This window comes from Meiothermus luteus (assembly GCF_003574085.1).
In the GTDB taxonomy this organism is placed as follows: Bacteria; Deinococcota; Deinococci; order Deinococcales; family Thermaceae; genus Meiothermus; species Meiothermus luteus.
Map to the genome: position 1 here is coordinate 1 of NZ_QWKZ01000007.1, position 26299 is coordinate 26299.

Consider the following 26299-nt stretch of genomic DNA (forward strand, 5'->3'; position numbering starts at 1 on the left):
GCGCACATCCACCCCCGCCACCGCCCCCCCTTGGGGATAGACCACCGTAACCCCAGTAAGGTGCTCCAGGTCGGTGTGGTGGCCTACTTGGATCCTGGGAACATCGGTGATGGCGTTGTGGGGGCCAGGGCGCATGAACGAGGCTTGGCATCCCCCCAGGGGCAGCTTCTAGGCCGTTTTGGGCCTTTGGATAAGGCGCACCACAAAGTAGACCGCCGCGGCCACGACTAGAACCGGAACCAGCACGCGCAAGAGGGCCCAGACCAGGCCGGCCAGGCCTTTGAGAAGGGAGCCCAAAAAGGTGAAGAGCCAGCCCCCCACCCACAGCACCACCAGCACCGCCACCGCAATGAGCAGGCCCAGCACTATCCACTCGAGGATATCTTGCAGCGTGCGCTCGTTCATGGCTTCAGGATAGCACAAGGTTTAGCATGTAAGCCGTGGAGCGCTACCGCATGGCCGAGGGCCTGGTGGTGGGGCGGAAACCCCTACCTGGGGGCGACGTCATCCTCCTCTTCGTGGGGCCTCAGGGGGCCGCCCAGGCCATCGCCCGCAAGGCCCAGCGGCCCACTGGCCGCAGCGGGCGGCTCTCGCTTTTTCATCACCTGCGCTACCAGGTCTACCAGAAGCCCGGCAACGAGCTGCCCACCCTGACCCAGGTGGAGCTGGTGGGGCGGCTTATGGGCCTGGAGGCCCCGGAGCGGTTCCCGCTGGCCTGTTTTCTGGCCGAGCTGGCCTACCAGACCGCCTCCCCCGAGGCCGCCCCGCGGGTCTGGCCCCTCCTTATTGCCGGGCTGAGGGGCATCGCCAAGCACCCCAGGCCCCAGGTGCCCTTCCTTTGGTCGGCTTGGCGGGTGCTCAAAGCGGTGGGGCTGGCCCCCAACCTGGGGGGAAAGGGGCTTTACCTTTGGGAAGGTGAGCGCTGTGAGGGAAAAGGGGTATACCTGGGTGCTGAAGGGATGGAAGTGCTTACCGCGGTCCTTAGGAGGCCCGGCGCCAAGGCGGTCCAGGTGCTGGAGGCGGGGCCTTTGGAGCGGCTGCAGCGGGCCTTGCTGGCCCATGTGCGCTACGCGGTGGGTGACCTGAGGACCACGACCCTCCTAGCACCGCAAGAGGGCCTTCGAGGGGGGCAAGAATAAGAATGTACACCTGGATTCTCGTGGGTGGGGTGCTGCTGACGCTGTGGGCTGCCCTAGGTCCACCGCGGCCCCAGCCTCCTCCCCCCGAACCGGAGGTGCGGGTGCTCCTCTCCTACCAGGAGGAGGAGAGGTTCAGCCGGCATATCTTTCCCGAGCTGGGCGTGGCCGTCGTGGGGGGACCCCTGGAGGTCCTAAGCGGCTCCAGCCCCAACCAGCTACAGCCGGTGGTCACCCTCTACTCGGAGCGACCCCTTTTCATCCGCAAGCACCAAGGGGTGGTGGTGGCCTACTTTGAGGGGCTGCGTTTGGAGCTAAAGCCCTTTGTGCGGCTGCGCCCGGCCGACCCGGCCCGACCAGTGGGCTTTCGCCTACTCCTCCCCGGCCCTTCCCGCCCGGCCTACCCGGGGGAACTCTGGCTCGAGGCTCGAGCCGAGGGGTTCTTGCTGGTCAACCGGGTGGGCCTTGAAGACTACCTGAAGCGGGTCCTGCCCAGCGAGATGCCCCCCGTCTTCCCCCCAGAGGCCCTCAAAGCGCAGGCCGTCGCAGCCCGCACCTACGCCTATAGCCGGCAGAAGAGCGAAGGCTTCTGGAGGCGGTTTGGGGCCGACCTGAGCGACTCGGTCAGCGAGCAGGCCTACAACCTGACCCCTCCCAGGCCCGCCAGCGATAGGGCGGTGGAGGAGACTCGAGGCCAGGTGCTGACCTTTTCTGGAGCCCCTATCCAGGCCTTCTACTTCTCCACCAGCCCAGGGTTCACCGCCGGGATTGAGGAGGTCTGGCCCGAACGCCCTTCCCTGCCCTACCTAAGGCCCCGCCCCCAAGGGATTCTATCCGCCGGGCCGCTCAAGCGTGAAGAAGAGGCCCAGGTCTTTTTTAAGAACTGGAACCCAGCGGGCTTCTTCGACGCCGAATCGCCCTTTTGGCGTTGGCGGGTGCGTTTTTCACGCCCGGAGCTGGAGCGGCTTCTAAGCCAGACCCTGCCCGAGCGGGCCCGGACGGCCCCTGAGTACGTGGAAACCCTAGAGGGTGCGCTCCCGCCCGAGGCTCCTGGGTTCAGCCTGGGCCGCTTGCGGGAGGTGGCGGTGCTGAAGCGGGGCCGAGGGGGCTACGTGAGCGCGCTTCAGATCACCACCAGCACCGGGCGCTACGTGGTGCGGCGGGAGTCCCACATCCGCGCCCTGCTCCGCCCCAGCAAAGCCTTAAGCGGCGGTGAAGACGTTCTGCTCGAGCTTTGGCAGGGCCCGCCCCGCCCCAACTTCCCCCTTCTGCCCAGCGCCGCCTTCGCCATAGCGGAGGAGCGCGACCCTCAAGGAAACCTGCTCTACCTTACCCTCTGGGGTGGAGGCCTGGGCCACGGGGTGGGGATGAGCCAGTACGGCGCTTTGGGCCTGGCCCGCCAGGGCTACGGCTACCGGCAAATTCTGGCGCACTTCTACCCAGGAAGCCGGCTCGAGACCCCCCGCTAAAGCCCTTCAGCGCACCACAGTCCCCCTACCCGCCAGCGCCGCCGAAATGGGGTTCTCTATCCGGGCGTCGCCAAAGACCACCCGGCCCACCCCTCCCTGAACCGCCTCCACCGCGCCCAGCACCTTTTTCTTCATGCGCCCCTGGGCCACGCTCATGTACTGCGGGTCGTTCACCCGGGCTGCCGGAATTTCTTGGATCAGGCTAGACTCGTCAGGGAAGTTGGCCAGCAGGCCCGGCACGTTGGACAAAAGCAGCAAGGCCTCGGCTTTGAAGGCCGTGGCCAGCATGGCCGCGGCGGTGTCGCCGTCGGTGTTGATGGCCTCGCCTTGGTAGGAGACCGCCGGCGGCGTGAGTACCGGCAGGTAACCCGCCTCCAAGAGGAGGGTTAGCAAGGCGGTGTTCACCCTTTCCACCGAACCCGTGTAGTCCCCCCGGTGAATCTTGATTTTGCCGTTCTCGAGGTACTTGACCGCCTCCTTGCGCTTGCCCTCAAAGATGCGCCCATCCAGCCCGCTGAGGCCCACCGCGTTCACGCCCTCCCGCTGCAACAGCTCTACGATGCGCTTGTTCACCAGGCCGCAGTAGACCATCTCAAAGATTTCCAGGGTTTTGCGGTCGGTGAGGCGGCTGGTCAGGCCGCCCGGGTGGGTGAGGAACTGCGGGGGGTGGCCCAGGGCCTCGGCGATTTTGTTGGTCTCGCTGCTGCCGCCGTGGACAAGAATCAGCCTCTGGCCCGATTTCCAGAGCTCTGCTGCATCCTTAGCCACGGCCTCGTAGTTGATGCCTTCCGAACCCCCTACCTTTACCACAATCATCGGCCAACCTCTAAAGCCCCATCATACCTTGGGGATACAGCTCCGGGCGCAAAAAGGGGGGCAGGGCCAGCTCTAGGGTGTGCCGCCAAAACTCCACCCGCTCGAGGCGGGAGAGGGTCAGGATGCCCACCGCCCCCACGCCCCGTTTGGTGCCCTTCTGGCCCACCAGGTCGTCCATCACCTGCCCGAGCTCTTCTCCTGCGCGCACCCGCTCGGCCACCGCCGGCGGCAGCAGCACCGAGCCACCCCGGGCCACCCCCCACCGCCCGTCGGCCCGCAGGATCACGGCCACGTTGAAAAGCCAGGCCCCCAGTGCGTTGAACTCCACCCCGGCCTCGAGGCCCAGCCCCCAGGTCGCCCCCGGCTGGGCCAGGGCCGCTTTGGCCCGGTTTTGTGCCCCCAGCAGGGTCTCCTCGTAGCCGATGGGCTGCTCCGGCACTCCGCTCGGCACCTCCACCCCGTGCACCTCCAGCCCGGGGAACACCTCGGCGAAGACCAAGCGCACAGGCGCCAGCTTGGCTGGATTGGTGCTTCCCACGACGACCATGGCTAGGGGTGCAGGCCGGGGAACTCGAGGCCCAAGGTCTCCGGCCAGCCCATCCGCACGTTCAGGCTCTGGATGGCATGCCCCGCCGTGCCCTTGACCAGGTTGTCAATTGCCGAGATGACCACCAGCCGCCCGGTGTCCTCCTCCAGCTCAAAGCCCACATCGCAGTAGTTGGTGCCCTCCACCACCGCTGGGTCGGGGTAGCGGTGGATGCCCTTTTTGAGTTTTACGATGCGAATGAAGGGCTCCGCGCCATACACCTTGCGGTAGGCCGCCCACACATCCTTTTCGGTAAAGCCCGCTCGCAAAAAGGTCTGGGCGGTCATCAGGATGCCGCGCACCCGGTCGGTGGCCACAGCGGTGAGGTGGACCTCGGGGCTTCCGGGCAGGTGCTCGCGAATCTCGGCGGTGTGGCGGTGCCCGGTGGGCTTGTAGGCCCGCAGGCTGCCCGCGCGCTCGGGATGGTGCGAGGCCAGGCTGGGCTCGGCCCCGGCCGCACTGGTGGAGATCATCACCGTAGCGAAGATGGGCCCCGCCGCCAGCAGGCCCTCCCGCACGAGCGGGTAGAGGCCTAGGATGACCGCGGTGGCGTTGCAGCCGCAGCAGGCGATGCGGTCGGCGGTCTTGAGGGCCTCGCGGTAGAGCTCAGGGTTGCCGTAGACCCACTGGCCCAGGAGGTCGGGGCGGGGGTGGTCCTCGCCGTAGTATTTTTTGTACAGGTCCAGGTTTTTCAGCCGGAAGTCCGCCGAGAGGTCAAGGATAATGGGGGCCAGGCCCCGGTACTTCTCGAGCTCCTTGGCGGCCACACCGTGGGGCATGGCGAGCACCAGGATGTCGCAGGGCTCGAGGCTGGCTGGGTCTGTAAACTTTAGGTTGGTGCGGCCCCGTAGGTTAGGGTGCACCAGGCTCACGGGGTCGCCGAGGTAACGGCGGCTGGTGACCTGCTTGACCTCGAGGTAAGGGTGCCCCAGGGCCAGCCGCAGAAACTCCCCCCCCGCGTAGCCCGAGCCCCCCACAATCGAAACGGTCTTCTTCTCGCCCATACAATCAACGCACTAGAATACCTGATAAACACCCTTATGCAAACCTTTTCCTACGCCATCGGTTTTGACGATGCCCCCTTCCAGCGCCATCAGGGCAACGTGCGGGTGGTGGGGGTGGTGTACAACGGGCTGCGGCTGGAAGGCGTGCTGAGCGGCCAGGTTCGGCAGGACGGGCGCAACAGCACCCCGGTTCTGACCGAGCTGGTGCGGCGCTCCAAGTTCTACCCCAGCTTGCGGCTGGTGCTGCTGCAGGGCATCGCCCTGGCTGGGTTCAACGTGGTGGACATCCGAGCGCTCTCGGATAACCTGGGCCTGCCGGTGCTGGTGGTTCTACGGCGCAAGCCCAATCTTCCCTCTATAGAGGCCGCCCTGCGTAAGGTGCGCGGTGGCCAGCGGAAATGGGCCCTGATTCAAAAAGCCGGGCCTGTTGAGGCGGTGGCCGGGGTCTATGTGCAGCGGGCCGGGCTCACCCTGGAGCAGGCCGAGCGGGTCATTCGGCGCCTCGCCGTTCACTCCCGCCTCCCCGAGCCTCTGCGGGCGGCCCACCTGATTGCGGGTGGCCTGGCCACCGGGCAGAGCCGGGCCCGGCCCTAGCCCGGCCAAAGAGGGTCGGATTCTAGATGTATGCCGTTGACCTGGAGCCAGTGCAAGGGCTCTCGTCCCCCTAAAGCCTTGGGCCGGCTCAGCCCCACGCTCAGGATCACCCGCGATTTGCGCAAGGCGTGGTTGACCCAGTTGACCTTCCCTATATCCAAGCGGTACACGCCGCTATCCCCGTAGGCCTTGTAAAAACGCAGGTCGGTCACGGCAACGCTAAGCTCCTCCAGAAAGTCTGGAACCCTAAACCTCGCCCGCAGCCTGGGCTGGTTCTCGCGCATCTCCAGCCTAAGGCGAAGGCCCTCTACCGCCAGGTCGCCCAATGAGGCCTTTCCAGCACCTACGGGGAGGGCCAGGGTGGTTCGGTGCGGGCGAAGCCCATCCCCGAACACCTCAACGAGGCTTTCCCGGGCAGAGGCCTTCAGAATGGACCAGAACTCCTTAGGGGTCAGCTGCTCCACGGCTCGAGCCTTCCCTAGACTAAAATGGCAGTCCTCCACCTCCGGGGGCCTCCCCCCCACCCTGTAAGCCCCCAGCTCAACCACCTGCCCTAAGCGAAACAGGCCTGAATCCACCGCCTCGAGGGTCAGCGGTTCCTCCTTCCTCGTCACCAGCCGGACATACCGGCCAGACGCCAGCTCAATGCCTGCCACGCACACCCTCGGATAGCCCATACGGGTTAGGTGGGTAACGACCAGCTTCAAAGATGAACCACCTCCAAATCGCCCCATCTTTGGGCCAGGTACTCCGCCACCAGTCGGCGGTGGCAGCGCTCCGGGGTGGGTTCGCTGCATAAGAGGACGGTGGGGCGCGAGAACCAACCTCTGTCAACGCGCTGCTCTACCCGCCGCTCCCGCATCAGGGAGAGAAAACCGGCCTCATACTCCGCCCAGCTTATCTTCCCCTTTTGGTAGGCCTTGAGGAGGCCTTCGGTGGGGGCCAACAGCGGCTCGTGCAGGTAGTCAGCCCCCAGAATCTGCTTCAGAAAGTAGGCCAAGTCCGCCTTTTTGCTGAACCCTGCGAGCTGCGAGGTATTGTTTAGGCGCACGTCCAGAAGCCGCCGGACGCCATGCCGCCTTAGAAGCTCGAAGAACTGCTCGGCGGTCTTGTGGGTGAAGCCAACCGTATAGATTTTGGTGAGCGCCAAGGCCGCACCTCCCCAAACAGGGGCTGCTCCAACGCCTCCTCTTGGCGAAGCTCCTGCTCGCTTTGCAGCTCGCCATTGCCCCGTATGTGGAGCACCTGCGCGCATAGCCCAGGGTCCTCGTCACACAAAACCCGCACCACCAGCAGGCGGCGGTGGCACTCGCTGGGGTTCTCCTCGCTGCACATGAGGGCAACCCGGTACCGCTCCATTCCCTGCCGGAGCCTCCCCAGCCCCCTGCGAAAGGCCTCCGTCTTGGACATCTTGGCGTAGTCGGCGTGCCCTTCGGCATCGTAGAGGTCGGGGCTTTGGGGCCGCCCTCCCAGCTCCTGGCCCATGGGCACATAGAGGATGCCAGCCCCCTTCAGCAAGGCCCTTAGCTCAGGGGCGTTGAAGTGCGGAAAGTGCCGGGAAAAAGGGCTCGAGCGCACATCGGCCAGCACCTCTACTCCGTGGGTCCGTAAAAGCTGCAAAAACCGCTCTGGGCTGTGGCTGGAGTGGCCGATGGTGTAGAGCATAGCCCCAATCTACCTCAGACCCCAGGCGTACTCCAGGATTTTCCTTGGAATGTCCACCCCGGTGGTGCTCACCGAGTTCTTGAACTCCATGGTGTGGTTGACCTCGTTGACCAAAAGCCCGCGCTCGCTCTCAAAGAGGTCTATCGCCACCACCCCACCCCCCACGGCCTTGGCCGCCCGCACGGCCAGCTCGGCCAGCTCGGGCGTGACAGGGCAGTTGGAGGCCTTGCCGCCTCGGGCGGTGTTGGTAATCCAGTGCTCGCTAGTGCGGTAGATGGCCGCGATGCAGGTGTCCCCTACCACAAAGGCCCGGATGTCGCGGCCGGGCTTCCTGACCATCTCCTGGATGTAGTAGAGCTGATGCTGGTAGCCCCCCAGCACCTCCTTGTGCTCCAGCAGGGCCTCGGCTGCGTCCCGGTCGTTCACCTTGGCCAGAAGGCGGCCCCAGCTCCCCACCACCGGCTTCATCACCACCGGGTAGCCCAGCTCCTCGATGAGCCTCAGGGCCTCCTCGACCTCGGTGGCCAGGGCGGTCTTGGGCTGGGGCACCCCGTGGGCCTCCAGCGCACAGCTCGTGGCCCACTTGTCACCGCAGACCTCAATCACCTCCGGCGCGTTCACCACTGGAATCCCCAGGCTTTTCAGGTAGCGCGAAACCGCTAGGCCCTTGCTCTGCGAGACCAGGCGCTCCACCGCGCAGGTGATGCCATGTAGCTCCGGGGGCCGCTCCCCTAGCCTCATGGGCAGCTGCTTGGCGTAGATTTTCCTGAAGGGAATGCCCAGCCCCTCGGCGGCCTTAAAGAGCATCTCCTCGTCGGGGCGGATGCGGTCGTAGAGAATGGCCAGCATAGCAAAGAACAGGGGGAATCAGCTCCCAAACCAGCTAGAAACCCCGCTACTCCCCCCAGTCCTCCGCCTCCTCGGGGGCCGCTTGGAGCCTGAGGGGTTCCAGGCCCACCACCTCGAGCTCCGCCCCACAGGTCTCGCAGACCACCAGTTCTCCTAGCTCAGGGTTGCTCAGCTCCACTTCGCTTCCACACTCCACACACTCGGCCGTCATCTCCCATCTCCTCCGATTCGCTCTTTGGGCGCTGGCCTGACCCCAAGGAATGGCAGCCAGGTGCCCCTCAGATTCTCCCTCACCCAGGGTCCCTTTGCGAAGGGCTTGCCCGACCTACGACCAGGCAGACCGGGTTAGGTTCAGTAATCCTCCTCCTCTTCCTCCAGCTCCGACCAGTCGGGCGTGAACCGGTGGCCGCACTCTGGGCAGACCGCCTCCTCCCGGCCCTCTAGCTCAAAGGTCAAGCCACACTCCGGGCAGTCCACGAAAAGCCCCTCCTCGCCATCCTCAATCACCACCACCTCTAAAGGGTCAGTGGAGAGAATCTGCAGGTAGGCCCCGCAGGACTCACACTCAAAGTAGTCCTCCGGGGTAAGCTCCTCCAGGTCCTCGGGAGGGATAAAGTTGGGCTCGCGGCACACCGGGCAGATTACCTCTAGGTCTTCCATATAGACCTCAACCCCCTCAGTCTACCCTCCTCCGCCCTCCCCGGGAAACCGGCCGTACTTGCGGTAGTAGTCCAGGATGCTCCCCTCTTTCAGGGCCTCCAGCAGAAAATCGGGCGGGGGGGTGAGTTGATAGGTCCTCTCCCCATGCCGCAAAAGCCCCCTTCCCAAATCCAGCTCCACCTCGTCGCCGTCCTGAAGCGCGTCCACCACCTCCGGCGCCTCAAAGGGCAGGATGCCCAGGTTGACCAGGTTGCGGTAGAAGATGCGGGCGTAGCTCTTGGCAATGATGGCCCTAAGGCCCAGCTTGCGCAGGGCTTCCGGGGCGTACTCGCGGGAGGAGCCCAGCCCGGTGTTCCGGCCACAGACCAGGATATCCCCCGGGCGGAACCCCGAGGCGAACTCGGGGCGCAGGTGGGCAAAGGCGTAGGTGTGGAACTTGTCCTCCCCCACCATGAAGGGGGCGTACTTGCCGGGGAGGATGTCGTCGGTGTTGATGGCGTCGCCAAACTTCCAGACCCTAGGCACGGGCCACCTCCAGCTCCTCCGGGGTGGTGATGTACCCCGCTACCGCCGTGGCCGCCGCCACCCTGGGGCTGGCCAGGTAAATCTCGGCGTCCGCCGCCCCCATCCGCCCCCGGAAGTTGCGGTTGGAGGTGCTCACGCAGACCTCCCCAGGGGCCAGCACCCCCTGGTGCCGCCCCATGCAGGGCCCGCAGCCGGGGGTACCGATGGTGGCCCCGGCCTGCAGCAAGGTGAGCAGGGTACCGTCGGCAGCGGCGGCCTCGAGCACCTCTGAAGAGGCCGGTATCACCAGCATCCGCACCCCTGGCGCCACCTTGCGGCCCTTGAGGATGGCGGCGACTTCGTGCAGGTCGTCCAGGCGCCCGTTGGTGCAGGTGCCCACGAACACCTGGTCCACCTTCTTGCCCCGGACCGCGGCCACCTCCTCCACGTTGTCCACGTAGAAGGGCACCGAAACCCGGGGGGTAAGGGTGGAGAGGTCAATCTCCACCTCCTTGGCATAGACCGCATCCGGGTCGGGGTAGAGCCAGGTGGGCACGTCGTAGAGTTCCAGAATCTCGCCGCTGGGCACCACCAGCCCGCACTTGGCTCCGGCCTCCACCGTGAGGTTGGCCAGGGTCAGGCGCTGGCTGCGGGTGAGGGATTCGGCCCCGTCCAAGAGGTGTATCTCAATGCTCATGTAGGTGGCCCCGTCGGCGGTGAGGACACGCACCATCTCCAGGGCTGCGTCCTTGGCTGTGGCTCCGGGGGCCAGCCGCCCCCGGAAGGTCACCTTGACCGTCTCGGGTACCCTAAGCCAGGTGCGTCCCGAGGCCGCCGCCAGGGCGATGTCGGTGGCCCCCATCCCGCTGCCAAAACAGGCAATCCCACCGTAGGTGGTGGAGTGCGAGTCCGAGCCCAGCACGATGCCCCCCGGCTGGGCTAGGCCCTCTTCTACTAAGACCTGGTGGCAGATGCCCCGGCCCACATCAAACACCCGGCAGCCATACCGGTTGCCCCACTCGCGGATTTCTTTTTGGGCTTTGGCCACCTCCACATTGGCCGCCGGGGCCACGTGGTCAATCACGATGGCCACCTTCTCGGGGAAGCGCGGAGCGGCCCCAAGCTGCTGAAGCCGCTTGAAGAAGCTCCCGGCAATGGAGTCCACCACCATCACCTGGTCTACCTCCACCACCACCAGCTCGCCGGCCCGAACCTCCCGGCCGGCCCTTTGGGAAAGGATTTTTTCGGCTAGCGTCAGGCCCATCTTCTCACCTCTCAACAAAGGCTCGCTCACCTAGCCCTCAGTCCAGGTTCTCCAACCGCGCGGTGGGCACCTCCTCCGGAATGGGGTGCCGGGAGAGGCCGTGGGCCAGGGCGATTTCCCGCAAGAGCTCCTCGGGCTTCTTCCGCCGACCAATCTCACCCGTGCGGCTCTTGAACTCCTGGGCGATGCGCTTGGCCTGTTCCTTGGTAATCTCAAAGGCCTCCACCTCTTTTAGATAGTAGTAAATCAGGTTCCAGCCCGATAGGGGCCCCAGGAGGAGCTGGTTCTTGTCTACCCCGAAGTCGTGCAGGTTGTGCGCTTCGTACACCTTTTTCTCGTTTAGAACAGCTTTCTGGTGCACCCCGGCGGTATGGGTGCGGTTGGTGAGGGAGACTGGCTCGGTGTAGGGCACCAGGGTGCCCAGGATGGAAGCCATCAGTACGTTCAGGGGGTAGCACTGGCTCAGGTTGTACTCCTCCTTGATCTCCGGATAGCGCTTGGACAGGTTGAACAGCACCCCCGTGACCGAGGGAATCCCCGAGCGCTCGGCCAAACCCCAGATGGAGGCGTCTATGTAGCGCACCCCGGCCCGCACCGCGGCCAACACGTTGGCCAGGGCCAGACCCCGGTCGTTGTGGAAGTGGCCCTCGAGCGCGGCCCTGGGGTAGCGCTCGCGCAGGGCAGAGACCACCTGGGCCACGTCCTCCGGCTCAGCGATGCCCACCGTGTCGGGCAGACCCAGCGTGTTCACGTAGGGATAGACCACATCGTACAGCTGGAAGAGGTCCGCCAGAGGCGTGCGGAAGGCGTCCTCGGCGCTAAAACGCAGGTACATCTGGGGGTAGGCCGCCCGCACCTCCCGCAGCACCCCCTCGGCCAGGGCCACCGCCTCGTCCAAGGACTTCTGCGCGTTGTGCCGCTGGGCCAAGGGCGAGACCCCCAGGTACAGGTTCAGGCCGTTGCAGCCCACCTCGAGGGCCTTCTCCACATCAAGCAGGTTGGTGCGGCAGTGCCCCAAGAAGTGAAGCGGCTTGGGGGTAAGCTCCTTGGCGTAGGCGATCAGCTCCCGCACGTCCTCGGCCTCGGCCTCGCCCACCACCGGGGAGAAAAACTCAAAATGGGTCACCCCCAGCTCGATTAGGCCTGCGAGCAGCTGCTTTTTCTCCTCCAGAGAAAAGCGGTACTTCTCCGTGTCAAACAGGAGCGGCGACTGCTGGCCGTCGCGGAAGGTGGTATCTACGATTACGATGCGCTGGTCTGTCTGCATAGGCCTAAAAAAAACCGCCCGCTTCCTCTGCGGGCCGGGCTACGCAAGCGCGCGAACTAGCGGTGCGCTAGCCCCCGGCGCTGGATTTTTTAGCCCGTATAAGCATACCGCAAGTGTAAAATCGGTATACCGAGGCTGTCAACCTGCCCAGGCCCCTGGAATAAAATGGCCCCATGCGTTGGACAGCCGGAGTTCTCCTGGGGGGGCTGGCGCTGGCCCAAAGCCTCACGGTGGCCCCAGAAGCCCGGGTAGGGGTGCCTTTGGAGATTCAGGGCGCCGACTTCCCCCCGGGCCGCCATACCCTCACCATAGAGTCGGATACGGGCCGCAGCCAGGCGGTGCTGGAAGCCCCGGGTGGGCAGTTCACCTTCACCTGGACCCCCCCAAGGGCCGGGGTCTTTAGAATCAGCGTGGAGCTTCAGGGGCGGAGGGTGGAGGCCCAGACCCGCGTAACCCTCCAGACTCCCCTACCTACCCCCCAGTTAGAAGCGGATGGGCTGGTGGTGGGAGGTTGGAAGCTGCCCCTCTCAGGTCCCTGGATCGGCCCCAAGGTTTTGGGTTCCCGGGCCTTCATCGCCCAAGGGCCATTGGTACTGGAAATTGACCTGCAGACCCCCCGGGTGGTGGCCGAACACTTTCCCCCGGCCGAGGTACGGGCCCTGGAGACGGACCCCGAACCTGCGGTGCTCCTGGAGGACGGGCGCCGGCTGAGCCTAGCAGCCTTAGCCGGAAAACCCTACGAGGGCCGCTGGGAAAGCCTCTCGATCCTCCAGGACTACTTCAAGGACCATGCGCCCACCTCGGCCCAGCGGCCGTACTGGTACTACTTCACCCGGGAGGCCAGCAGCCTAAGCCCGGACGACCTCGAGGCCGTCGGGCGCGACCTACTGCAAAGGGGCCATCGGCCCGAGTTGGCCTGGGGAACCGGCGCATTGCGCTGGCTGGAGCCTTGGCTGATGCGGGTCCGGGCTGCGCGACAGGAGGGGCTGGAGAAAAGCCTGGTCTGGTCGGAGTTCTTCTTAAAGTACCTGCCCCAGCTCCCTGGGGCTCGAGCCGTGCTCCTGGAGCAGGCCGACTGGCTCGAGGCCCAAGGGCGGCCCGACCTGGCCGAGCGCTACCGCGACGCCTTGCGGGCAGTGGCCGGCTGGCAGCCACCCTTGACCTCGGCCCACCTGGCCCAGCTCACCGGGGTTCTGGGTGGGCTTTACCTCCTGATGGTCCTCTACCTGAGCCTGCTCTACCTCCCCGCCCAGCTCCGGGGGGTGCGCCCCAGCGGGGGGTGGCTTTTGGGTTGGCTGCGGCACCCCCTCCTGCGCCTTCGCCACAGCGTGCTGGCCTACACCACCTTAGGAGAGCGGGCCTTGCTGCTCCTGCTGTTCGGGCTGACCATCCTGGCCTTTTTGGCCTGGGGCTTCCTAGGCCGCGCTGAGGCCCTCGCCGCCCAGGAGGAGCTCAACCGGGGCACGCTGCGCTCGAGCGCCGCCCAGGAAACCCTGCGCAACCTGGCCAATACCGGCCCCGCGCGGGGGCTGTTGGCCTACGCGCTGGCCCAGGAAAACCCTGCCGAGGCCCGCCGCCTCTACGAAACCGCCCCGGCCTGGACCCATGTTCTGCTGGGGCGTGGAACCCCAGCCGCCCTGGCTCAGGCCTACCGGCAGGCCCCCCACGCCCCCCCCGTGCGGGAGGCCTTGGGCCTTGGGGGGGACTTTTGGACTGGGGTCTACCACGAGGCCGGGGTGGCCCGCGAAGCCGTCCCTACCCCGCGGGTTATCATCGCAGCCATCGGTCTGAGCCACCTGCACAACTTTGTCGCCAACTTCCTCGAGGTCTGGCACGACCTCCCCTTGTGGCCCTCCCCCCTTTGGGCCTGGGGGGCGGCCGGGTTGGCCGCGCTCCTAGCCCTATACCACCTATTGTGCTTCTTCCTACCACGGCCCCAAAACACCCAGGATGGGGTTGTCTGGCGCCGCACCGTCCAGCTCCTCTTCCCGGGAAGCCCCACCTACAGCCAGGGCTGGGGGGTGCTGGTGCTGCTGGTCTTTGGCGCAGGGGTGTGGCTTTGGCGCTTTGAACCAGGCCCCGGCCTGGCCCTGGCCCTGCTGGCCTTGGGCGCCCACCTGGTTCTCTGGCTGACCCTGGTCTACCGACGGCGCAGCTAACCTCAGCCAAGGCCCTTAGAATGGCCTTGACATGATCATCCCTCCCCTACCCACCCCCTTTGACCCCCAGGGTCGGTTTGACCTCCAGGCCTTCCGCGAGCTGGCCCAGGCCATTGAGCCCCATGTGGACGGCCTGCTCTTCTACGGTTCTAACGGCGAAGGAGTGCACCTAAGCCGCGAGGAGCGGACCCAAGGGCTGGCGGCCCAAAGCCCAAAGAAGCCCGTCCTGGTGGGCCTTATGGAGGAAACCCTGGCCCAGGCGACCGCCGCTTTGGCAGAGGCCGAAGGCCTAGGGGCACGGGTGCTGGCCACACCCCCCCGCTACTACGAGGCCAGCCTGGGGCCGGATGGGCTGCTGCGCTACTTTTGCGGGCTGGCCGAGGCGGGCCAAAGCGAGGTCTGGCTCTACCACGTGCCGGCCAACACCAAGGCCCAACTTCCGCTGTCGGTGGTGGCTGAGTTGGCCCAGCATCCCAGGATCACCGGGATCAAGGATTCCAGCGGTGAACTCTCTCGGCTGGCCTTCTACGCCTCGCAAAAGCTGGCCTTGGAAGTTTACACAGGGCACGCCCCTACCTTCTTGGGCGCGCTGGCCCTGGGGGCGAAGGGGGGCATTTTGGCGGCCGCAAACCTGGCCCCTAAGCCCTACAAGCGGCTGCTCGAGCTGTGGCAGGCCGGCAAGGTGGGGGAGGCCCAAGCCCTGCAGGCCGAGCTCGAGCCCTTCGGCCGGGTGCTGGCCCAGGGAGGCTTTGTGTTGCTCAAACAAGCCCTGCGCTACCTGGGCTTGCCTGGGGGCTACCCCCGGCCCCCCTACCCCAGCGAAAGCCCGGCCTGGCCCGCCTTTAAGCCCCTCCTGGAGGCTTTCCGGGAGAGGAGTTGGACGGTGGAATAACCCAGCTCCCTCCGCCTCATCCGGTAAGCTCAAAGCATGAGCCGAAGAACCTGGTGGTTGCTATGCCTCGCCCTGCTCGGTGCCTGCGCCCCCCGGATTACTCAGCCGCAGCCCCCTCAGGTGGAGCTCCTGCAATTCAGCCTGGTCTCGTTAGACCCCTTCAGCGGGCGCGCCGAGTTTGACCTGCGGCTCCGCCTGACCAACCCCAACCCCTTCGCGCTGCCTCTGATGGAAAGCGCGCTGACCGCAGAGCTAGGCAGCCTTCAGCTCCGCCTGGCCCTCCCCGCCCTAGAAATCCCCCCAGGGGCCAGCCGCGAAGCCCAGACCCGCCTGAGCGCCCCGGTGGTGGAGGGCGCCCGGGTGCTGGCCGGCCTGCTGGGGGGGCAGAATACCCGGTTGCGCCTGCTAGGAGAACTGCGGGCCCGGCTGGGCCCGGCGGTGGTGCCCATCGGCCCCCTAACCCTGGTGGACCGCGATGTGCGCCTCCAGTTCACCTTCCAGCCGCCCACCCTCCGCCTCGTTGAGGCTCGCTTGGAAGGCCTATCCATCCGGCTGGTGCTGGAGGCGGAAAACCCCAACCCCATAGGCTTCACGCTGGAGGGCCCCCTCCGCCTCCTGGTGGGCGGGCGCAGCGTGGCCGAGGGTGGGCTCAGCTTTGGCCTGGGCCCAGGCGGGCGCAGCCGAGGAGAGGTCCGGCTGGGCTTCTCGGGGGTGCCAGGCACGGGGGGGGTGAGCGTGGAGCTGGGCCTCAGCGCGCGCATCCCCGGCGTTCTAGAGCGCCCGGTGCCCCAGGTTCTGCAAGGTGTCCTGCGGTAAAGAGATGCGGGGGCTTGCTGTAAGCGACCGCTGGGTAGAGGTGCCCGGCGGCCAGGTCTTCGCCCGGCGGTGGGCACTGGCAGAATCACACAAGGCCCCCATCGTCCTGCTGCACGACTCCCTGGGCTCGGTGGAGCTCTGGCGCGGGTTTCCCGCGGCGCTGGCCCAGGCCACCGGACGGGAGGTCTGGGCCTACGACCGGCTGGGTTTTGGACGGTCTTCGCCCAGAACCAAGCCCCCTTCGTTGGGCTTTATTCTCGAGGAAGCCTGGCTATACTTTCCGGCTATTGCCAAGGGGCTCGAGCTCAGGGAATACATCCTCTTTGGCCACAGCGTGGGGGGCGCCATGGCCCTGTGCATCGCCGCCTATCAGCCGGGTCGCTGCCGTGCCGTGATTACCGAGGCGGCCCAGGCCTTTGTGGAAGAGCGCACCCTACAGGGCATCCGGGCCGCCCAGCAGGGCTTCCAAGACCCCACCCAGTTCGCCCGGCTGGAGCGCTGGCACGGCGAAAAAGCCCGCTGGGTGCTGGAGGCCTGGACGGGGGTCTGGCTCGCGCCGGGGTTTCGGGGCTGGACGCTGGAACCCTGCTTGAAAGGGGTACGCTGCCCCGTGCTGGCCCTACACGGCGACCGCGACGAGTACGGCTCCCTGGCCTTCCCAAAGCGCATTGTAGAGGGGGTGCAGGGCCCCGCGCGCATGGAGCTGCTGCCCGACTGCGGCCACGTGCCCCACCGGGAAAAGGAGGCCCTGGTGCTGGGGCTGGTGGAAGATTTCCTGCGAAACATAAGGTAACGCTAGCGCTCATCGGCGGGTGTCAGCCCGCCCGCTGCAGCGCTTTGTTGGGCAGTGTCGGTTCGTGCGATCGCCAGCAACTTTTCCTCGAACTGGACTTACGCGGCCTCCACCTGCAGCGATAACAGAGGGCTCAAATCCAGGCTCAGCTTACCTGCGATGAGTCTGCGTCGGCATTGGTAGAAACTCAACTTCAGCCGCTCTCGCTGACACTCGATGAGCCCATAGGCCACCAGCCCCAAGGCCAGATGCCCCAAGACTTTAGCCCGGCGCCAGTGTCGGTGCCCCTTCCACCCCAGCTCCTGCTGCAATCCCCGGAAGACCTCCTCAATCCCCTGCCGCAACCGGTACACCTCCACCGTCCTCTTTCCCTCCGAGTCCACAGCGGAACTGGCATAAAACCCCCTCCCTCGACCCACCACCTGCACCGCAAAAGAAAGTCCCTTCAGCTGGATACCCTCCAGCAATCGGTTAGCCCTGAGTCTCGTCACGAGAAACCAGCCCTGAGCATGGAGCCACTCCAGGTATGTGTAAGGGTTTGTGTAAAAAAGGGGGGGCACAGAAGCTAGAGAGGAGGTACCCCATGGACCCGTCTACCCTGCAAGCCCTGCTACGGGAAGCGACCACCACCCCCGCAAGCTGGAGACCCCCTTCGGCCAGGTGGAACGGGCCATCCCCCGGGATCGGGAAGGGCAGTATTACCCCAGCTTCCTCCAGCCCTACGCCCGCCGCCAGGTGGACGTGGGGGAGGTGGCGGTGGCCCTGGACGCCGCCGGGGTCACCCAGCGCAAGGCGGCGGAGGGGATGAGCCTCCTCCTGGGCCACCGCTACACCCACGAGACCAAGGGCGCCATCACGGACGAGGTGCTGGAGAAGGCGGAGGCCTACTGTGGGAGACCCTTACCGGAGGAGATGGCCTTTGTGTACTTGGATGGGTTTTCCCTGAAGGTGCTGAGGGAGGGACTTGGGGTGGAGCGGGAATCGGTGTACGTGGCCCTGGGGGTGACGCCGGATGGGGCGCGGCGGGTGCTGGGCTTCTGGCTTTTGCCCACGGAGAACGCCTCGGCCTGGGAGGGGGTTTTGCTGGAGCTATGGGGGAAGGGCCTGCGGCGGGTTTTGCTCTTCATCACCGATGGCCTACCGGGGATAGAGGAGGCCATCCGGGGGTGTATCCCCTGGCGGGGTGGCAGCGGTGCGTGGTGCACCAGGTGCGGTCTCGGGACCGGGCTGCCCTGGCCCAGGACCTGCGGGGGGTTTACATGGCGGAGAGCCGGAGGGAGGCTTTAGGGGCGCTGGAGCGGTTGAGGGAGGTTTGGGGGGGCAAGTACCCCGCTTTGGTGGCGGCCTGGTGGAAGGGTGCTTTGGCCGTACTTGCGGAGCACCAACCTCATGGAGCGGTTTATCCGAGAGGTGAGGCGGGGGACGAAGGTGCGGGACCACAAGTTTCCTCGGCCGGAGGCGGTGTTCAAGCTTTTGTACTTGGAGGGGGAGCATCTGGAGGGGAGGTGGGGGGAGCGAAGGCTGAAAGGGTTTGCCGAGGCGCGGGAGGTGTTGGAGCGGATGCTTTAGGAGCGGTATGCCCCCCGTACACAGACCTTGACACATAACTCTTGACATGACCACCTGGAACAAGGGGAAAAGCCTGACCTCTAAGGGGGTAAAATGACGTCGTGAAGTTCCCCCTTTCCCTTGTCCTGGTGTCCTTGGTCTTGAGCCTTTCAGGCCTTGCCCAGAAGCCTCTAAAAACCCTCCCCTGGGGTAGCTACACGGTGCGCATAGAAGGAAGCCCTGGAGGAGGCCAGGTGGCCCGAATTCTGGCGGGCGGGCGCACAGCGGTGGAAATCGAGGGCTGGTTGCTCAGCGCCTCCTTTGTGGAAGTCACAGGCAAGGCCCCGAGGGAACTCTTGGTCACGGATTTTTCGGGTGGAGCTCACTGCTGCCTTACCCTTTACCTTTTCAGCCAGGAGGGGGAGCTGCGAAACCTGCTTTACGAGGAATTGGGGGATGGGGTTTTTGAGCTTCGGGACCTAGATGGGGACGGCCGCTCCGAGCCGGTCCTCACTCGCATCTACAGCTATTTTGGCGACCTCCCGTTTGCGCTCTCCCCGGGAGTGGTTCGGGTCTACGCCTATGATGGAATGGTATTCTACGAGGCCACACGGCGTTTTCCCAGGCTGAGCCTGCGAGAGATGGAACGCTACCGGAAGGGGTTTCTGGAGGGGAAGAAACGAGGCGATCTGGAAGCGATGAAGGGCAACGCCCTGGGTTACTGGGCCAACGCTTTGGTCATTGGTCGCGGAGCCGCAGCCAAGGATTGGCTAATGCGGAACGCTCCTTTTGAGGTCAGGAAATGGCTCTTGGTAAACGAGGAAGCCCTTTTACGAAGCGTCTCGGCGTTTGACCTGAGCACCAACCGCAAGCTACCTCCAGAGAAGCCCTAGAGGCTCATTCTCCTTCTGAGGCGGTTGCTAGGCCCTTCTACCTCAAAGCCTGCACCACCCGAACACCCCGCAAAAACCCACACCCTGGTCAACCAAAGCGCCCATTAGCGCTTTGGGCCCTCCCCCAGGGTGAGGACCTAAGCCTCGCCTTTCCCCCCTCCCACGATCCCCCAAGGAGGATGGGCTTGAGGGGAGAGAGGTCCCTCGGCACCTCCCGCCCAAGGAGGGGAAGAAAGAGGCCTACCCTCAGAACCCTCCAGGGATTGGCGCCAGGGGGGTTCCTTCCCTCGGTTGACCCCCGCTGGCTCCCCGGCGAGCTCCGAAGGCTTGACAGAAGACCTAAAGCTTGTTTGGTCTTACCGATCTCTCTCGCGGGCTTTCGCTTCAGGTACGGGTTGTTCTCACCCTCCTTTCGCCCGTAAAGGTCATTGAGCAACCCCTCGTAGAAGCTCTGGGCGTCGGATTGGAAGGTGGGGTCCTCCAGCAGGCGTCCGTAGCTTTGGGGAAGCTCCTCCTTGAGGCCCAGGGCCCGCCTGCCGATCACGTGAGCGGCAGCGGTGTCCTTGGAGAGGGAAAGCAGGGGGGCGTACTTGAGCATGCCCAGGGTGGAGGTGTCCTGGGGGTTCACCTCCAGCACCTGGACACCCTTTTTCCTCGCCAGGGTGTGGACCTTCTGGAGGAGGGAGGCGTAGGCGAAGCGGTGCTGCTTCCTCCTGAACCACCTCCCAGAGCCATCCCCCCTCCTGGACTTCCGGAGGTGTTTGAGCCTCTCCGTGGCAATCGCTACCCCCCGGGAGAGGGCGAGGTCCACCACCTGGTGGGCCGCCATCCAGAGGGCGATCTCCTTGGCCCCACGATTGGAGGCCCTGTCCACCTCATTCAGGGGGATGGTGGAGTGGTGCCTGAGTTCCCCATCGGGACTGACCAACACTAAGGCCAGGTGGTAGGGGTGGGCGTTGGCGTCTAGGGCCAAGACGCCCCGCTCCTTCGTGGCCACGATGGGAGGCAAGGCTTCTTGCCAGGTGAAGTGGGCGTGGATTTCTCCGTTCCGGAGATTGAGCTCCACGTTGTAGGGTTCTCCCAGCCGGGCCCGCTCCACCAGGGCGTTCCGTTGAGGGTGGGAGGTGAGGACCAAACCCCGGATGTGGGCGCGGTGCCCAAGGTTGATCCGGAGCCAGAGGGCCCCGTCCTCCACCTCCAGCCGCAGGTTGAGGTTGCCCCCCTTGCTCCGGTCTCCCCTGCTGTAGAGCAAACCTTGGCGCTTCTCCCGCCATTCCCGCTTCAGCTGGAGGAGCCGCTTCCCCGAGAGGTGCTTGCGCTTGAGTCCCTCAAAGAGGCCCCTTCGCCCGAAGACCACCGCGCGGGGGTCTACACCCCGTTCCCTGGCGGAGTCCAGGACCCCTTGCGCCTTGAGGATGGCCTCGTCGGCGTAGCGGGTGTTGAGGCGGAAGAGCTGGCAGAGGGGGCCGTCTTCCCGTTTGAGCTCCTCGCGGCTGTGCCCCTCCAAGAGTCTCTGGTAGGCGAAGCGCATGGCCGAGGAAAACCTCCGCATGAGGTCCAGGAGAGCTTTCCGGTCCTCCTGGGAGGGGAGGTGGAGCTTGGCCTGGACGCCTCGGAAGGCGCTAGCGTTCTTGTCCTTGCCCTTGGGCATCCCGCCGCCTCCTGACGCGCGTCCGCGCGGCGAAGCGGGAAACTTTATGCCGTTCCCAGGCGCGCGGGGTGTCGCGGTGAATGCCGTAGCGCTCCCTGAACTGATGGGCTGTAAGGAGAAGCAGGGGCATCTGGGGGCTATTGTAGCCCAAAGCTGTTATTGCTCAACTGTTTGCACCTCCCCGTGGTGAAGGCCATCGGGGTGGATCCCCTGTGGTTTGGCGTCTACCTGGTGCTCATGGTGGAGCTGGCCCAGATCACCCCTCCCGTGGGCTTCAACCTCTTCGTCCTCCAGTCCCTCACCGGGGAGGACCTCTTCCAGATCGCCCGCTACGCCTTGCCCTTCATGGGGGTCCTCACTCCTCATGGTGGCCCTACTGGTGGCCTTCCCGGGGCTCGCCACCTGGCTTCCCCGCACCATGACGGGGGGTTAGCCCAGAAGTGTCGCTTTTTGTGGAAGCCTGGCCCACAAGGTACTAGGATTTAGAACATGGCTGGACGGGCCAGAACGCCATCCCCCTCCTGGGTTGGCTGGCATGGGGCGCTTTACCGTGCCCCCAAGGTGCTTTCCCATCCCCTACCCAAAGGAGGGCCAACGTGAACCCAGTGGACTCCTTCCAACCCGGGACCTTGTTTCGGGCTCGAGGCCGCGACTACCGCCTGGAACGCCGGCACGGGGACGTGCTCTTTGCCCGCGCCGTGGACACCGATGAGGAAGCCCTCTTCTACCTCCCGCTGGAAGGGGAAGCCCTCCAACTCACCTCCTTGGGGCTTCCCCCCACCACCCCTGGGGATCCCGCCCTGCACGACCTGCTCCTCCGGGCCCTAGAGCTTTCCACCCTCCACGCCGACGCCCCCTTCCTGGCCCTGCAGCGCTCGCGGGTGGTGCCCGCCAACTACCAGCTCGTGCCCTTGCTCATGGCGCTGAGGCTGCCGGAGGTGCGCCTCCTGATCGCCGACGACGTGGGCTTAGGCAAAACCGTGGAGGCGGGCCTCATCGTGAAGGAGCTCCTTCTGCGGAACAAGGCCCGACGGGTCTTGGTCCTGGCCCCAGCCCACCTCCTCGCCCAGTGGCAAGAGGCGCTCCGCCGCTTCTTCCACTTGGAGTTTGAAATCCTATCCGGGCCCAACCTGAAGCGCCTCACCCGCACCCTCCCCCCGGGAGCAAACCCCTGGGCCCACTTTGACCGGGTCATCGCCAGCGTGGACTACGCCAAACAGGACGAGGTCCGGAACCTGGTCCTCTTGCAGGACTGGGACCTCCTTTTGGTGGACGAAGCCCACATGGCCGCCCGCCCCCCCACGGAAAAGGGCAAGCAGATGGAGCGCTACCGCCTGGTACGGGAGCTTTCCCGCCGGGTGCCCCACCTCCTCCTCCTCACCGCCACGCCCCACAACGGCTACACGGAAAGCTTCTATAGCCTCCTGGAACACCTGGACGCCCGGGAGTTGGGGCTTTTCAAAGGGGGAAGCCTGGACCGGGAAGCGGCCAAGAAGCACGTGGTGCAGCGCCGCCGAAAGGACGTGGAAGAGTGGTTCCGCAAGGAAGGCAAAAAAAGCCCCTTTCCGGAGCGGGACACCAAGGAGGTGGCGGTGGAGCCCAACCGCGCCGAGCTGGAACTCTTTGAGGCGGTGCGCCGCTACCAAGCGGAGGTTTACGACCCCGACCCGGCCAAGGTGCCCGTTCTCGGGCGCTGGCTCGCCATGCACCTGATGCGCCGCGCCACCAGTTCCCCCCGGGCGTTGCAAAGGAGTTTGGAACGGCGTAAGGCCCTCCTGGAAAGCGTCCTGGCCGGGGGAATGGACGCCACCGCCGACGAGGTGGCGGCCCTGTTTGACACCGCGCCGGAGCGCTTGCTGCCCGAGGAAGCGGAGGCCAGCCTGGAACTTAGCTTGGCGGACCAAGCCCGAGCCCAGGCGGAAAAGGGCTACCTCGAGGCCCTCCTCCGCCACTTGAAGACCTGGCGCAAAGACAGCAAACTGGAGGTTCTACGGGAAATGCTCCAGGACCCGCTACGGCTCGGGAAGGGCCGGACCCTGATCTTCACCCGCTACCGGGACACCCTGGAATACTTGGTGGAAAAGCTTCGGGAGACCATTCCCCAACCCGTCTTCGCCGTGCACGGGGAGATGGATGAGGAAGAACGCAACGAGGTGCTCCAGGCCTTCGCCAAGGAGCAGGTGGGGGTTTTGGTGGCCACGGATGTGTTCTCCGAAGGCCTCAACCTGCAGCACTACGCGGCCCAGCTGGTCCACTACGACCTGCCGTGGAACCCCAACCGCCTGGAGCAGCGCAACGGGCGGATTGACCGCTTCGGTCAACCCGAGCCCGTGGTCCGCATCCGGACCCTCTACTATGAACGCTCTTTTGACGTGGCCGTCTTCCGCCTCCTCCTGGAAAAGGCGGAGCGCATCCGCAAGGAACTGGGGGTGGTACCCGCCTTCTTCGGGGAAGAGGCTTACCTGCGGCGCCGCCTCGAGGCCCTGTGGTCCCAGGACTGGCGGGGCGAACGGCGGCTGCAAACCCCCCTTTTTGCCGAGGAAGAGGCCACAGAGCTGCAGGCGGCAAAGAAGGCCATCCAGGAAGGCTTCTACGGCCACAGCGAGTTTAGCCTCCCCGACGTGGAGCGCCACCTTCAAGAAGCCCTGGAACGGGCCGGGAGTCCCCAGGTCTTGCAAGCCTTCGTGCTGGACGGGCTCCGCTACCTGGGCTGGCGCGTGGAGGGGGAAGACCCCTACACCGCCACCCGGGGCACGGGGGAAGCGGTGCCCGGGTTGCCCAACGCCTTTGGCCCCTTCAGCTTCCATCCGGAAGCGCCCCTGGGGGTGGAGGTGCTGGACCTCTCCCATCCCCTGGTGGAGCACCTGATAGCCCACCTGCGCTACCGGGCCTACCGGGACCTGGACGGGGCCCGCACCGCCCTCATGGCCTTTCCCGGCCCCCTGGGTACCCCCCCTGTCGCCCTTTACCACTACCGGGCCCGCTTCGCCGGACCGGGCGGCGAGGTGCTGGAAACCCTGGTGCGCCGGGCGGTGCGCCTTTTGGATCTAAGCGAACTCCCCCCCGAGGAGGCGGAAGCCCTTTGGCGCGCCCGGCTCAAGGCACGCCCCCTCGCCCAGGACCAGGCCAAGGCTTTGGCCGAGCGGGCCCTCAAGGCTCCCCTGGAGGAGTTAGGGAAGCGGGGAGCCGAGGAAGCCTTGGCCCGGGTAAAGGCCGAACGAACGGCCCTAAAGCGGGACCTAGAACGGGCCTACGGCGTCCTGCCCCAGGCCTTCCAAGCCCTAGACCAGCTGGAGGTCTTGGGCTCCGAGCTGCTCGCCATCACCCTCTTGGCCCCTGTGCCGAGCTAAAGGAGGTTGTGGGTGTTCCACGCCATACGCGTTTCCGGCGGCCTCTTCACCGAGGAGTTCTTGCAAAGCCTGACCCGCCTCGAGGCCCTCAAGGAGCTCGCCCTGACCCCTGAGGAGGTGCGGCACCGCTTCTACGCCCTGCTGAGCCTCTACGAGCGCCAGCCGCCCTTATCCCAACTTAGGGACACCTCCCGGGCCCGGGAGTCCTGGCTTCTGCCCTTCTTCCGCGCCCTGGGCTTCCAGCCCGTCTTCAACCGAAGCCACCTTGCGGCGGGGGACCAGTCCTTCCCCATCAGCCACCGGGGCTGGGACGGGGAGGATGCCCCACCCTTGCACCTGGTGGCCACCGAGCTAGACCTACGGCCAAGCCGCAGGGAAAAGAGCCCGCAGGCCCTTTTGCAGACCTACCTCAACCTGCACCCCACGCAAAGCTGGGGCATCCTGGCGGCCCCCTGGGAGGTGCGGCTTTTGCGGAAGTATTACCACGTCTCCCTTCCGGGGTACGTGGCCTTCAACCTGGTGGAGCTCTTTGAGGCCCCTCGGGAACAAGCCCTCAAGGAGTTCCAAATCCTCCTCCTTCTCCTCTCCCCTAGCCGCTTCCAAAAAGGTAACGGCGAGAATACCCCCCTGGACCTTTACTACGAAGCGGCCCGCCAAAGCGGCATCAAGGCCCGCGACGCCTTGCGCAAGGGGGTGGTGGAGGCCCTCGAGGTCCTGGGCAACGCCTTTCTCACCGAGGCCCTCCGGGAAGAACTCCAGGACGAGGAGCGCCTGCGCGCCTACCACGCCGAGCTCCTGCGCCTGGTCCACCGCCTCCTGTTCCTCCTCTACGCCGAAAGCCGCAACCTCATCCCCAGCGGCGGGGAGCTTTCCTGGGTTTACGAGCGGGAATATAGCGTTTCCGCCTTGCGGGAGCGGGCGGCAAGACTGCTCCCTTACGGGGAGGACCGCAACACAGACCTGTGGGAGAAGCTTGGAGGCGCGGGCCTCGGTGGAGCGGTTTGTCTTCCAGGTGTACAACCGTAAGCGTCCTCACTCGGCCTTGGATTACATGACGCCCGAGGCCTTTTCGGAGAGCCTGTTGAAAGGGGATGGGAGCCCTGACTAAACTGACCGGTAAGGTGGTCCAAATTTAGGGCCGCAGTACAACCTGACGCCCTGCCCACCAACCTGTTCTTGGAGGTGAGTACGGTGAGGGAAAGGCAGCTTTTTCGGTGCCTTAGGAGCTTGTCGGGGACTACGTTCAGTGCCTCGGGCCCACCAATGCCCGGGCGTCATGTACAGGTTTTGTTCCTTCTAGCTGTCCTCGTCCTTACCATAGGCCTTGCCCAGGCGAACCAGCCGACCCCGGGGCCCACGGCAGGGCCCTGCAGCCTCCTCAGCAAGCAGGAGGTCCTCGAGGCCATCAAGGCTTCGGAGGCGAAGAAGCCGGGGAAACCACCCGCCATAACATGGGAGGGGGCGGGTCAGGATGAGTTCCCGGAGGGCGTAAGGTGGTGCATCTACAGCTACAGCCTTGAGTGGGCCAAGGGTGACAAGTGGAGCTATGGAATCCGCGTTTCCTACCAGCGGGACCCGGGAGCCCCGCAACTACTACGGGAGGTTAAAAGCAACGTGCGCAAGACCTTTTATTCCGTGGAGCCCCTCCGTGGTCTGGGCGAGGAGGCCTATTGGGTGGACAACGTACGCCTCTACGTTTGGGTCAAGGGCGGGCTCCTGGTCATCGACCATGGGTTCAGGGCTAACCAGAAGGAGCTGTCCATCCAGCTGGCGAAGCTGGCAACGGGGCGGATCCGCTAAGGGGGTGGTGGATGGGAAGGTTTAAGGCATTGGCTTTCAGGCTTAGGGTCGCCGCTTTGGAGATTTTCGGAGCGTGCTCCGGTCTGGGATAACGGGAGGTGCGAAGCATGAAAGGAAAGCTCGTGGTCGCTTTGGCTTTAGCCCTGTGCCCGGTGCTCTTGCCTTTCGGCAAAGCCGGTAGCGGGGGCAATGCCTGTGATCTTGTGACCAAGAAGGAGGTGGAGGAGGTTATCGGCCAAACGATCGATATTGTGGAGGTCCAGCCAGGGTACGGGAATTGCATCTACTATACCAAGGAGAAACTCCTTGACGAGATTCTGAAGATTCCGGTCGTTACAGTTGGTTACACGCGGAGCGATGTTCAGGAACGGTGGAACTCCTGGTCCTCCATGCCGAAGAGCGAAACCATCAAGGGACTTGGCGATGGGGCCCTTTGGTCCCCCACCTACGGATTTTTCGTCTGCAAATTCAAGGGAGGGCTCCTGATGATCTCGGTACAAAACAAGGATATGGCCATTAAGCTTGCGAAGAAGGCTCTAGGACGCATAAAACCGTGACACGCGTGGGTTTGGAAACGTACGCA

28 protein-coding genes and 4 pseudogenes are annotated in these 26299 nt (G+C 65.2%); 15 read left to right on the forward strand and 17 right to left on the reverse strand.

The annotated features are described in order from the left end of the window. Together Mlute_RS01860 and Mlute_RS01865 are read right to left on the reverse strand one after the other, a co-directional pair. The coding region (locus Mlute_RS01860) for a P1 family peptidase (protein ID WP_182482448.1) at window positions 1-135 on the reverse strand (135 nt) is incomplete at its 3' end. Window positions 136-168: 33 nt separating this feature from the next. After that, window positions 169-405 (reverse strand): hypothetical protein, encoded by a 237-nt coding sequence (locus Mlute_RS01865; RefSeq protein ID WP_119359071.1) that lies wholly within the window; start codon window positions 403-405, stop codon window positions 169-171. A gap of 35 nt (window positions 406-440) precedes the next feature. Here Mlute_RS01865 and recO point away from each other — a divergent pair, with 35 nt between their 5' ends. Both recO and Mlute_RS01875 read left to right on the forward strand, forming a co-directional pair. Further along, the gene (gene recO / locus Mlute_RS01870) at window positions 441-1139 is read left to right on the forward strand and encodes a DNA repair protein RecO (RefSeq protein WP_182482449.1); all 699 of its coding nucleotides are present in this window, start codon (window positions 441-443) and stop codon (window positions 1137-1139) included. A 2-nt stretch (window positions 1140-1141) separates the two neighbouring features. Then, window positions 1142-2605: a SpoIID/LytB domain-containing protein gene (locus Mlute_RS01875; RefSeq protein WP_119359072.1), complete on the forward strand. Its 1464-nt coding sequence runs from the start codon at window positions 1142-1144 to the stop codon at window positions 2603-2605. Window positions 2606-2611: 6 nt separating this feature from the next. Here Mlute_RS01875 and Mlute_RS01880 read toward each other — a convergent pair whose 3' ends face one another. The 3 genes from Mlute_RS01880 to argC are packed head-to-tail and all read right to left on the reverse strand — an operon-like array spanning window position 2612 to window position 5011. Continuing rightward, window positions 2612-3421: a [LysW]-aminoadipate kinase gene (locus Mlute_RS01880; RefSeq protein WP_119359073.1), complete on the reverse strand. Its 810-nt coding sequence runs from the start codon at window positions 3419-3421 to the stop codon at window positions 2612-2614. Between the two features lie 10 nt (window positions 3422-3431). Next, window positions 3432-3968, reverse strand: a complete 537-nt coding sequence (gene yjjX / locus Mlute_RS01885; protein WP_119359074.1) for an inosine/xanthosine triphosphatase — start codon at window positions 3966-3968, stop codon at window positions 3432-3434. Window positions 3969-3970: 2 nt separating this feature from the next. After that, complete coding sequence (gene argC, locus Mlute_RS01890; protein WP_119359075.1) at window positions 3971-5011, reverse strand: N-acetyl-gamma-glutamyl-phosphate reductase; 1041 nt, start codon at window positions 5009-5011, stop codon at window positions 3971-3973. A gap of 36 nt (window positions 5012-5047) precedes the next feature. On the opposite strand from argC, the gene Mlute_RS01895 reads away from it, so the two are divergent. Then, complete coding sequence (locus Mlute_RS01895) at window positions 5048-5605, forward strand: endonuclease dU (protein ID WP_119359076.1); 558 nt, start codon at window positions 5048-5050, stop codon at window positions 5603-5605. On the opposite strand, the gene Mlute_RS01900 is transcribed toward Mlute_RS01895, so the two are convergent. From Mlute_RS01900 to Mlute_RS01940, 9 genes are all read right to left on the reverse strand, one after another. After that, window positions 5602-6312, reverse strand: coding sequence for a dual OB domain-containing protein (locus Mlute_RS01900; RefSeq protein WP_119359077.1), 711 nt, complete (start codon window positions 6310-6312; stop codon window positions 5602-5604). The two genes, Mlute_RS01895 and Mlute_RS01900, sit on opposite strands and share 4 nt — an antisense overlap. Next, on the reverse strand, window positions 6309-6755 hold the full coding sequence (locus Mlute_RS01905) for a DUF488 domain-containing protein (RefSeq protein WP_220452051.1): 447 nt from the start codon (window positions 6753-6755) through the stop codon (window positions 6309-6311). The genes Mlute_RS01900 and Mlute_RS01905 overlap by 4 nt, the downstream gene beginning before the upstream one ends. Further along, window positions 6686-7270 carry a DUF488 domain-containing protein gene (locus tag Mlute_RS15820; RefSeq protein WP_119359079.1) on the reverse strand — a complete coding sequence of 195 codons (585 nt, stop codon included), beginning with the start codon at window positions 7268-7270 and terminating at the stop codon, window positions 6686-6688. The genes Mlute_RS01905 and Mlute_RS15820 overlap by 70 nt, the downstream gene beginning before the upstream one ends. Window positions 7271-7279: 9 nt before the next feature. Further along, entirely contained in the window at window positions 7280-8119 is an 840-nt protein-coding gene (gene lysX, locus Mlute_RS01915) for a lysine biosynthesis protein LysX (protein ID WP_119359080.1), read from the reverse strand. 46 nt (window positions 8120-8165) lie between these two features. Beyond that, window positions 8166-8330 (reverse strand): lysine biosynthesis protein LysW, encoded by a 165-nt coding sequence (gene lysW / locus Mlute_RS01920; RefSeq protein ID WP_119359081.1) that lies wholly within the window; start codon window positions 8328-8330, stop codon window positions 8166-8168. A 140-nt stretch (window positions 8331-8470) separates the two neighbouring features. Further along, on the reverse strand, window positions 8471-8779 hold the full coding sequence (locus tag Mlute_RS01925) for a paraquat-inducible protein A (protein WP_119359082.1): 309 nt from the start codon (window positions 8777-8779) through the stop codon (window positions 8471-8473). 21 nt (window positions 8780-8800) lie between these two features. Further along, on the reverse strand, window positions 8801-9304 hold the full coding sequence (locus Mlute_RS01930) for a LeuD/DmdB family oxidoreductase small subunit (protein ID WP_119359083.1): 504 nt from the start codon (window positions 9302-9304) through the stop codon (window positions 8801-8803). Next, complete coding sequence (locus Mlute_RS01935) at window positions 9297-10547, reverse strand: 3-isopropylmalate dehydratase large subunit (protein ID WP_119359106.1); 1251 nt, start codon at window positions 10545-10547, stop codon at window positions 9297-9299. Before Mlute_RS01935 ends, Mlute_RS01930 begins: the two co-directional genes overlap by 8 nt. Before the next feature lie 37 nt (window positions 10548-10584). Continuing rightward, complete coding sequence (locus Mlute_RS01940) at window positions 10585-11814, reverse strand: LeuA family protein (RefSeq protein WP_119359084.1); 1230 nt, start codon at window positions 11812-11814, stop codon at window positions 10585-10587. A 173-nt stretch (window positions 11815-11987) separates the two neighbouring features. On the opposite strand from Mlute_RS01940, the gene Mlute_RS01945 reads away from it, so the two are divergent. Genes Mlute_RS01945 through Mlute_RS01960 form a run of 4 tightly spaced genes read left to right on the forward strand, consistent with a single transcriptional unit; the run spans window position 11988 to window position 16474 of the window. Continuing rightward, window positions 11988-13973: a hypothetical protein gene (locus Mlute_RS01945; protein ID WP_119359085.1), complete on the forward strand. Its 1986-nt coding sequence runs from the start codon at window positions 11988-11990 to the stop codon at window positions 13971-13973. Between the two features lie 31 nt (window positions 13974-14004). Further along, window positions 14005-14865: a dihydrodipicolinate synthase family protein gene (locus Mlute_RS01950; protein ID WP_119359086.1), complete on the forward strand. Its 861-nt coding sequence runs from the start codon at window positions 14005-14007 to the stop codon at window positions 14863-14865. Between the two features lie 36 nt (window positions 14866-14901). Then, complete coding sequence (locus tag Mlute_RS01955; RefSeq protein WP_119359087.1) at window positions 14902-15681, forward strand: LEA type 2 family protein; 780 nt, start codon at window positions 14902-14904, stop codon at window positions 15679-15681. A 4-nt stretch (window positions 15682-15685) separates the two neighbouring features. Further along, the gene (locus Mlute_RS01960; RefSeq protein ID WP_119359088.1) at window positions 15686-16474 is read left to right on the forward strand and encodes an alpha/beta fold hydrolase; all 789 of its coding nucleotides are present in this window, start codon (window positions 15686-15688) and stop codon (window positions 16472-16474) included. 98 nt (window positions 16475-16572) lie between these two features. Here the strand turns inward: Mlute_RS01960 and Mlute_RS01965 are convergent. Then, window positions 16573-16998 (reverse strand): annotated as a pseudogene (locus Mlute_RS01965) (transposase); the annotation flags it as partial. Between the two features lie 100 nt (window positions 16999-17098). Between Mlute_RS01965 and Mlute_RS01970 the strand changes: the two are divergent. Next, window positions 17099-18043 (forward strand): annotated as a pseudogene (locus Mlute_RS01970) (IS256 family transposase); the annotation flags it as partial. Between the two features lie 101 nt (window positions 18044-18144). Next, entirely contained in the window at window positions 18145-18915 is a 771-nt protein-coding gene (locus Mlute_RS01975) for a hypothetical protein (protein WP_119359089.1), read from the forward strand. An 88-nt stretch (window positions 18916-19003) separates the two neighbouring features. Here Mlute_RS01975 and Mlute_RS01980 read toward each other — a convergent pair whose 3' ends face one another. Next, window positions 19004-20566 (reverse strand): IS200/IS605 family accessory protein TnpB-related protein, encoded by a 1563-nt coding sequence (locus Mlute_RS01980; protein ID WP_119359090.1) that lies wholly within the window; start codon window positions 20564-20566, stop codon window positions 19004-19006. Then, the gene (locus Mlute_RS15545; protein WP_182482450.1) at window positions 20538-20696 is read right to left on the reverse strand and encodes a hypothetical protein; all 159 of its coding nucleotides are present in this window, start codon (window positions 20694-20696) and stop codon (window positions 20538-20540) included. The genes Mlute_RS01980 and Mlute_RS15545 overlap by 29 nt, the downstream gene beginning before the upstream one ends. 47 nt (window positions 20697-20743) lie before the next feature. On the opposite strand from Mlute_RS15545, the pseudogene Mlute_RS01985 reads away from it, so the two are divergent. The 6 genes and pseudogenes from Mlute_RS01985 to Mlute_RS02010 all read left to right on the forward strand — a co-directional run. Next, window positions 20744-20999, forward strand: a pseudogene (locus tag Mlute_RS01985) (TRAP transporter large permease subunit); the annotation flags it as partial. A 163-nt stretch (window positions 21000-21162) separates the two neighbouring features. Beyond that, window positions 21163-23916, forward strand: coding sequence for a helicase-related protein (locus tag Mlute_RS01990; protein WP_119359091.1), 2754 nt, complete (start codon window positions 21163-21165; stop codon window positions 23914-23916). A 12-nt stretch (window positions 23917-23928) separates the two neighbouring features. Further along, window positions 23929-24942: a hypothetical protein gene (locus Mlute_RS01995; protein WP_245958811.1), complete on the forward strand. Its 1014-nt coding sequence runs from the start codon at window positions 23929-23931 to the stop codon at window positions 24940-24942. Continuing rightward, a pseudogene (locus tag Mlute_RS02000) lies at window positions 24893-25024 on the forward strand (integrase core domain-containing protein); the annotation flags it as partial. The gene Mlute_RS01995 and the pseudogene Mlute_RS02000, both read left to right, overlap by 50 nt. Window positions 25025-25203: 179 nt before the next feature. After that, window positions 25204-25716, forward strand: a complete 513-nt coding sequence (locus Mlute_RS02005; protein WP_147371019.1) for a hypothetical protein — start codon at window positions 25204-25206, stop codon at window positions 25714-25716. A 107-nt stretch (window positions 25717-25823) separates the two neighbouring features. Then, window positions 25824-26273, forward strand: a complete 450-nt coding sequence (locus Mlute_RS02010; RefSeq protein ID WP_119359093.1) for a hypothetical protein — start codon at window positions 25824-25826, stop codon at window positions 26271-26273. Window positions 26274-26299 lie beyond the last annotated feature (26 nt).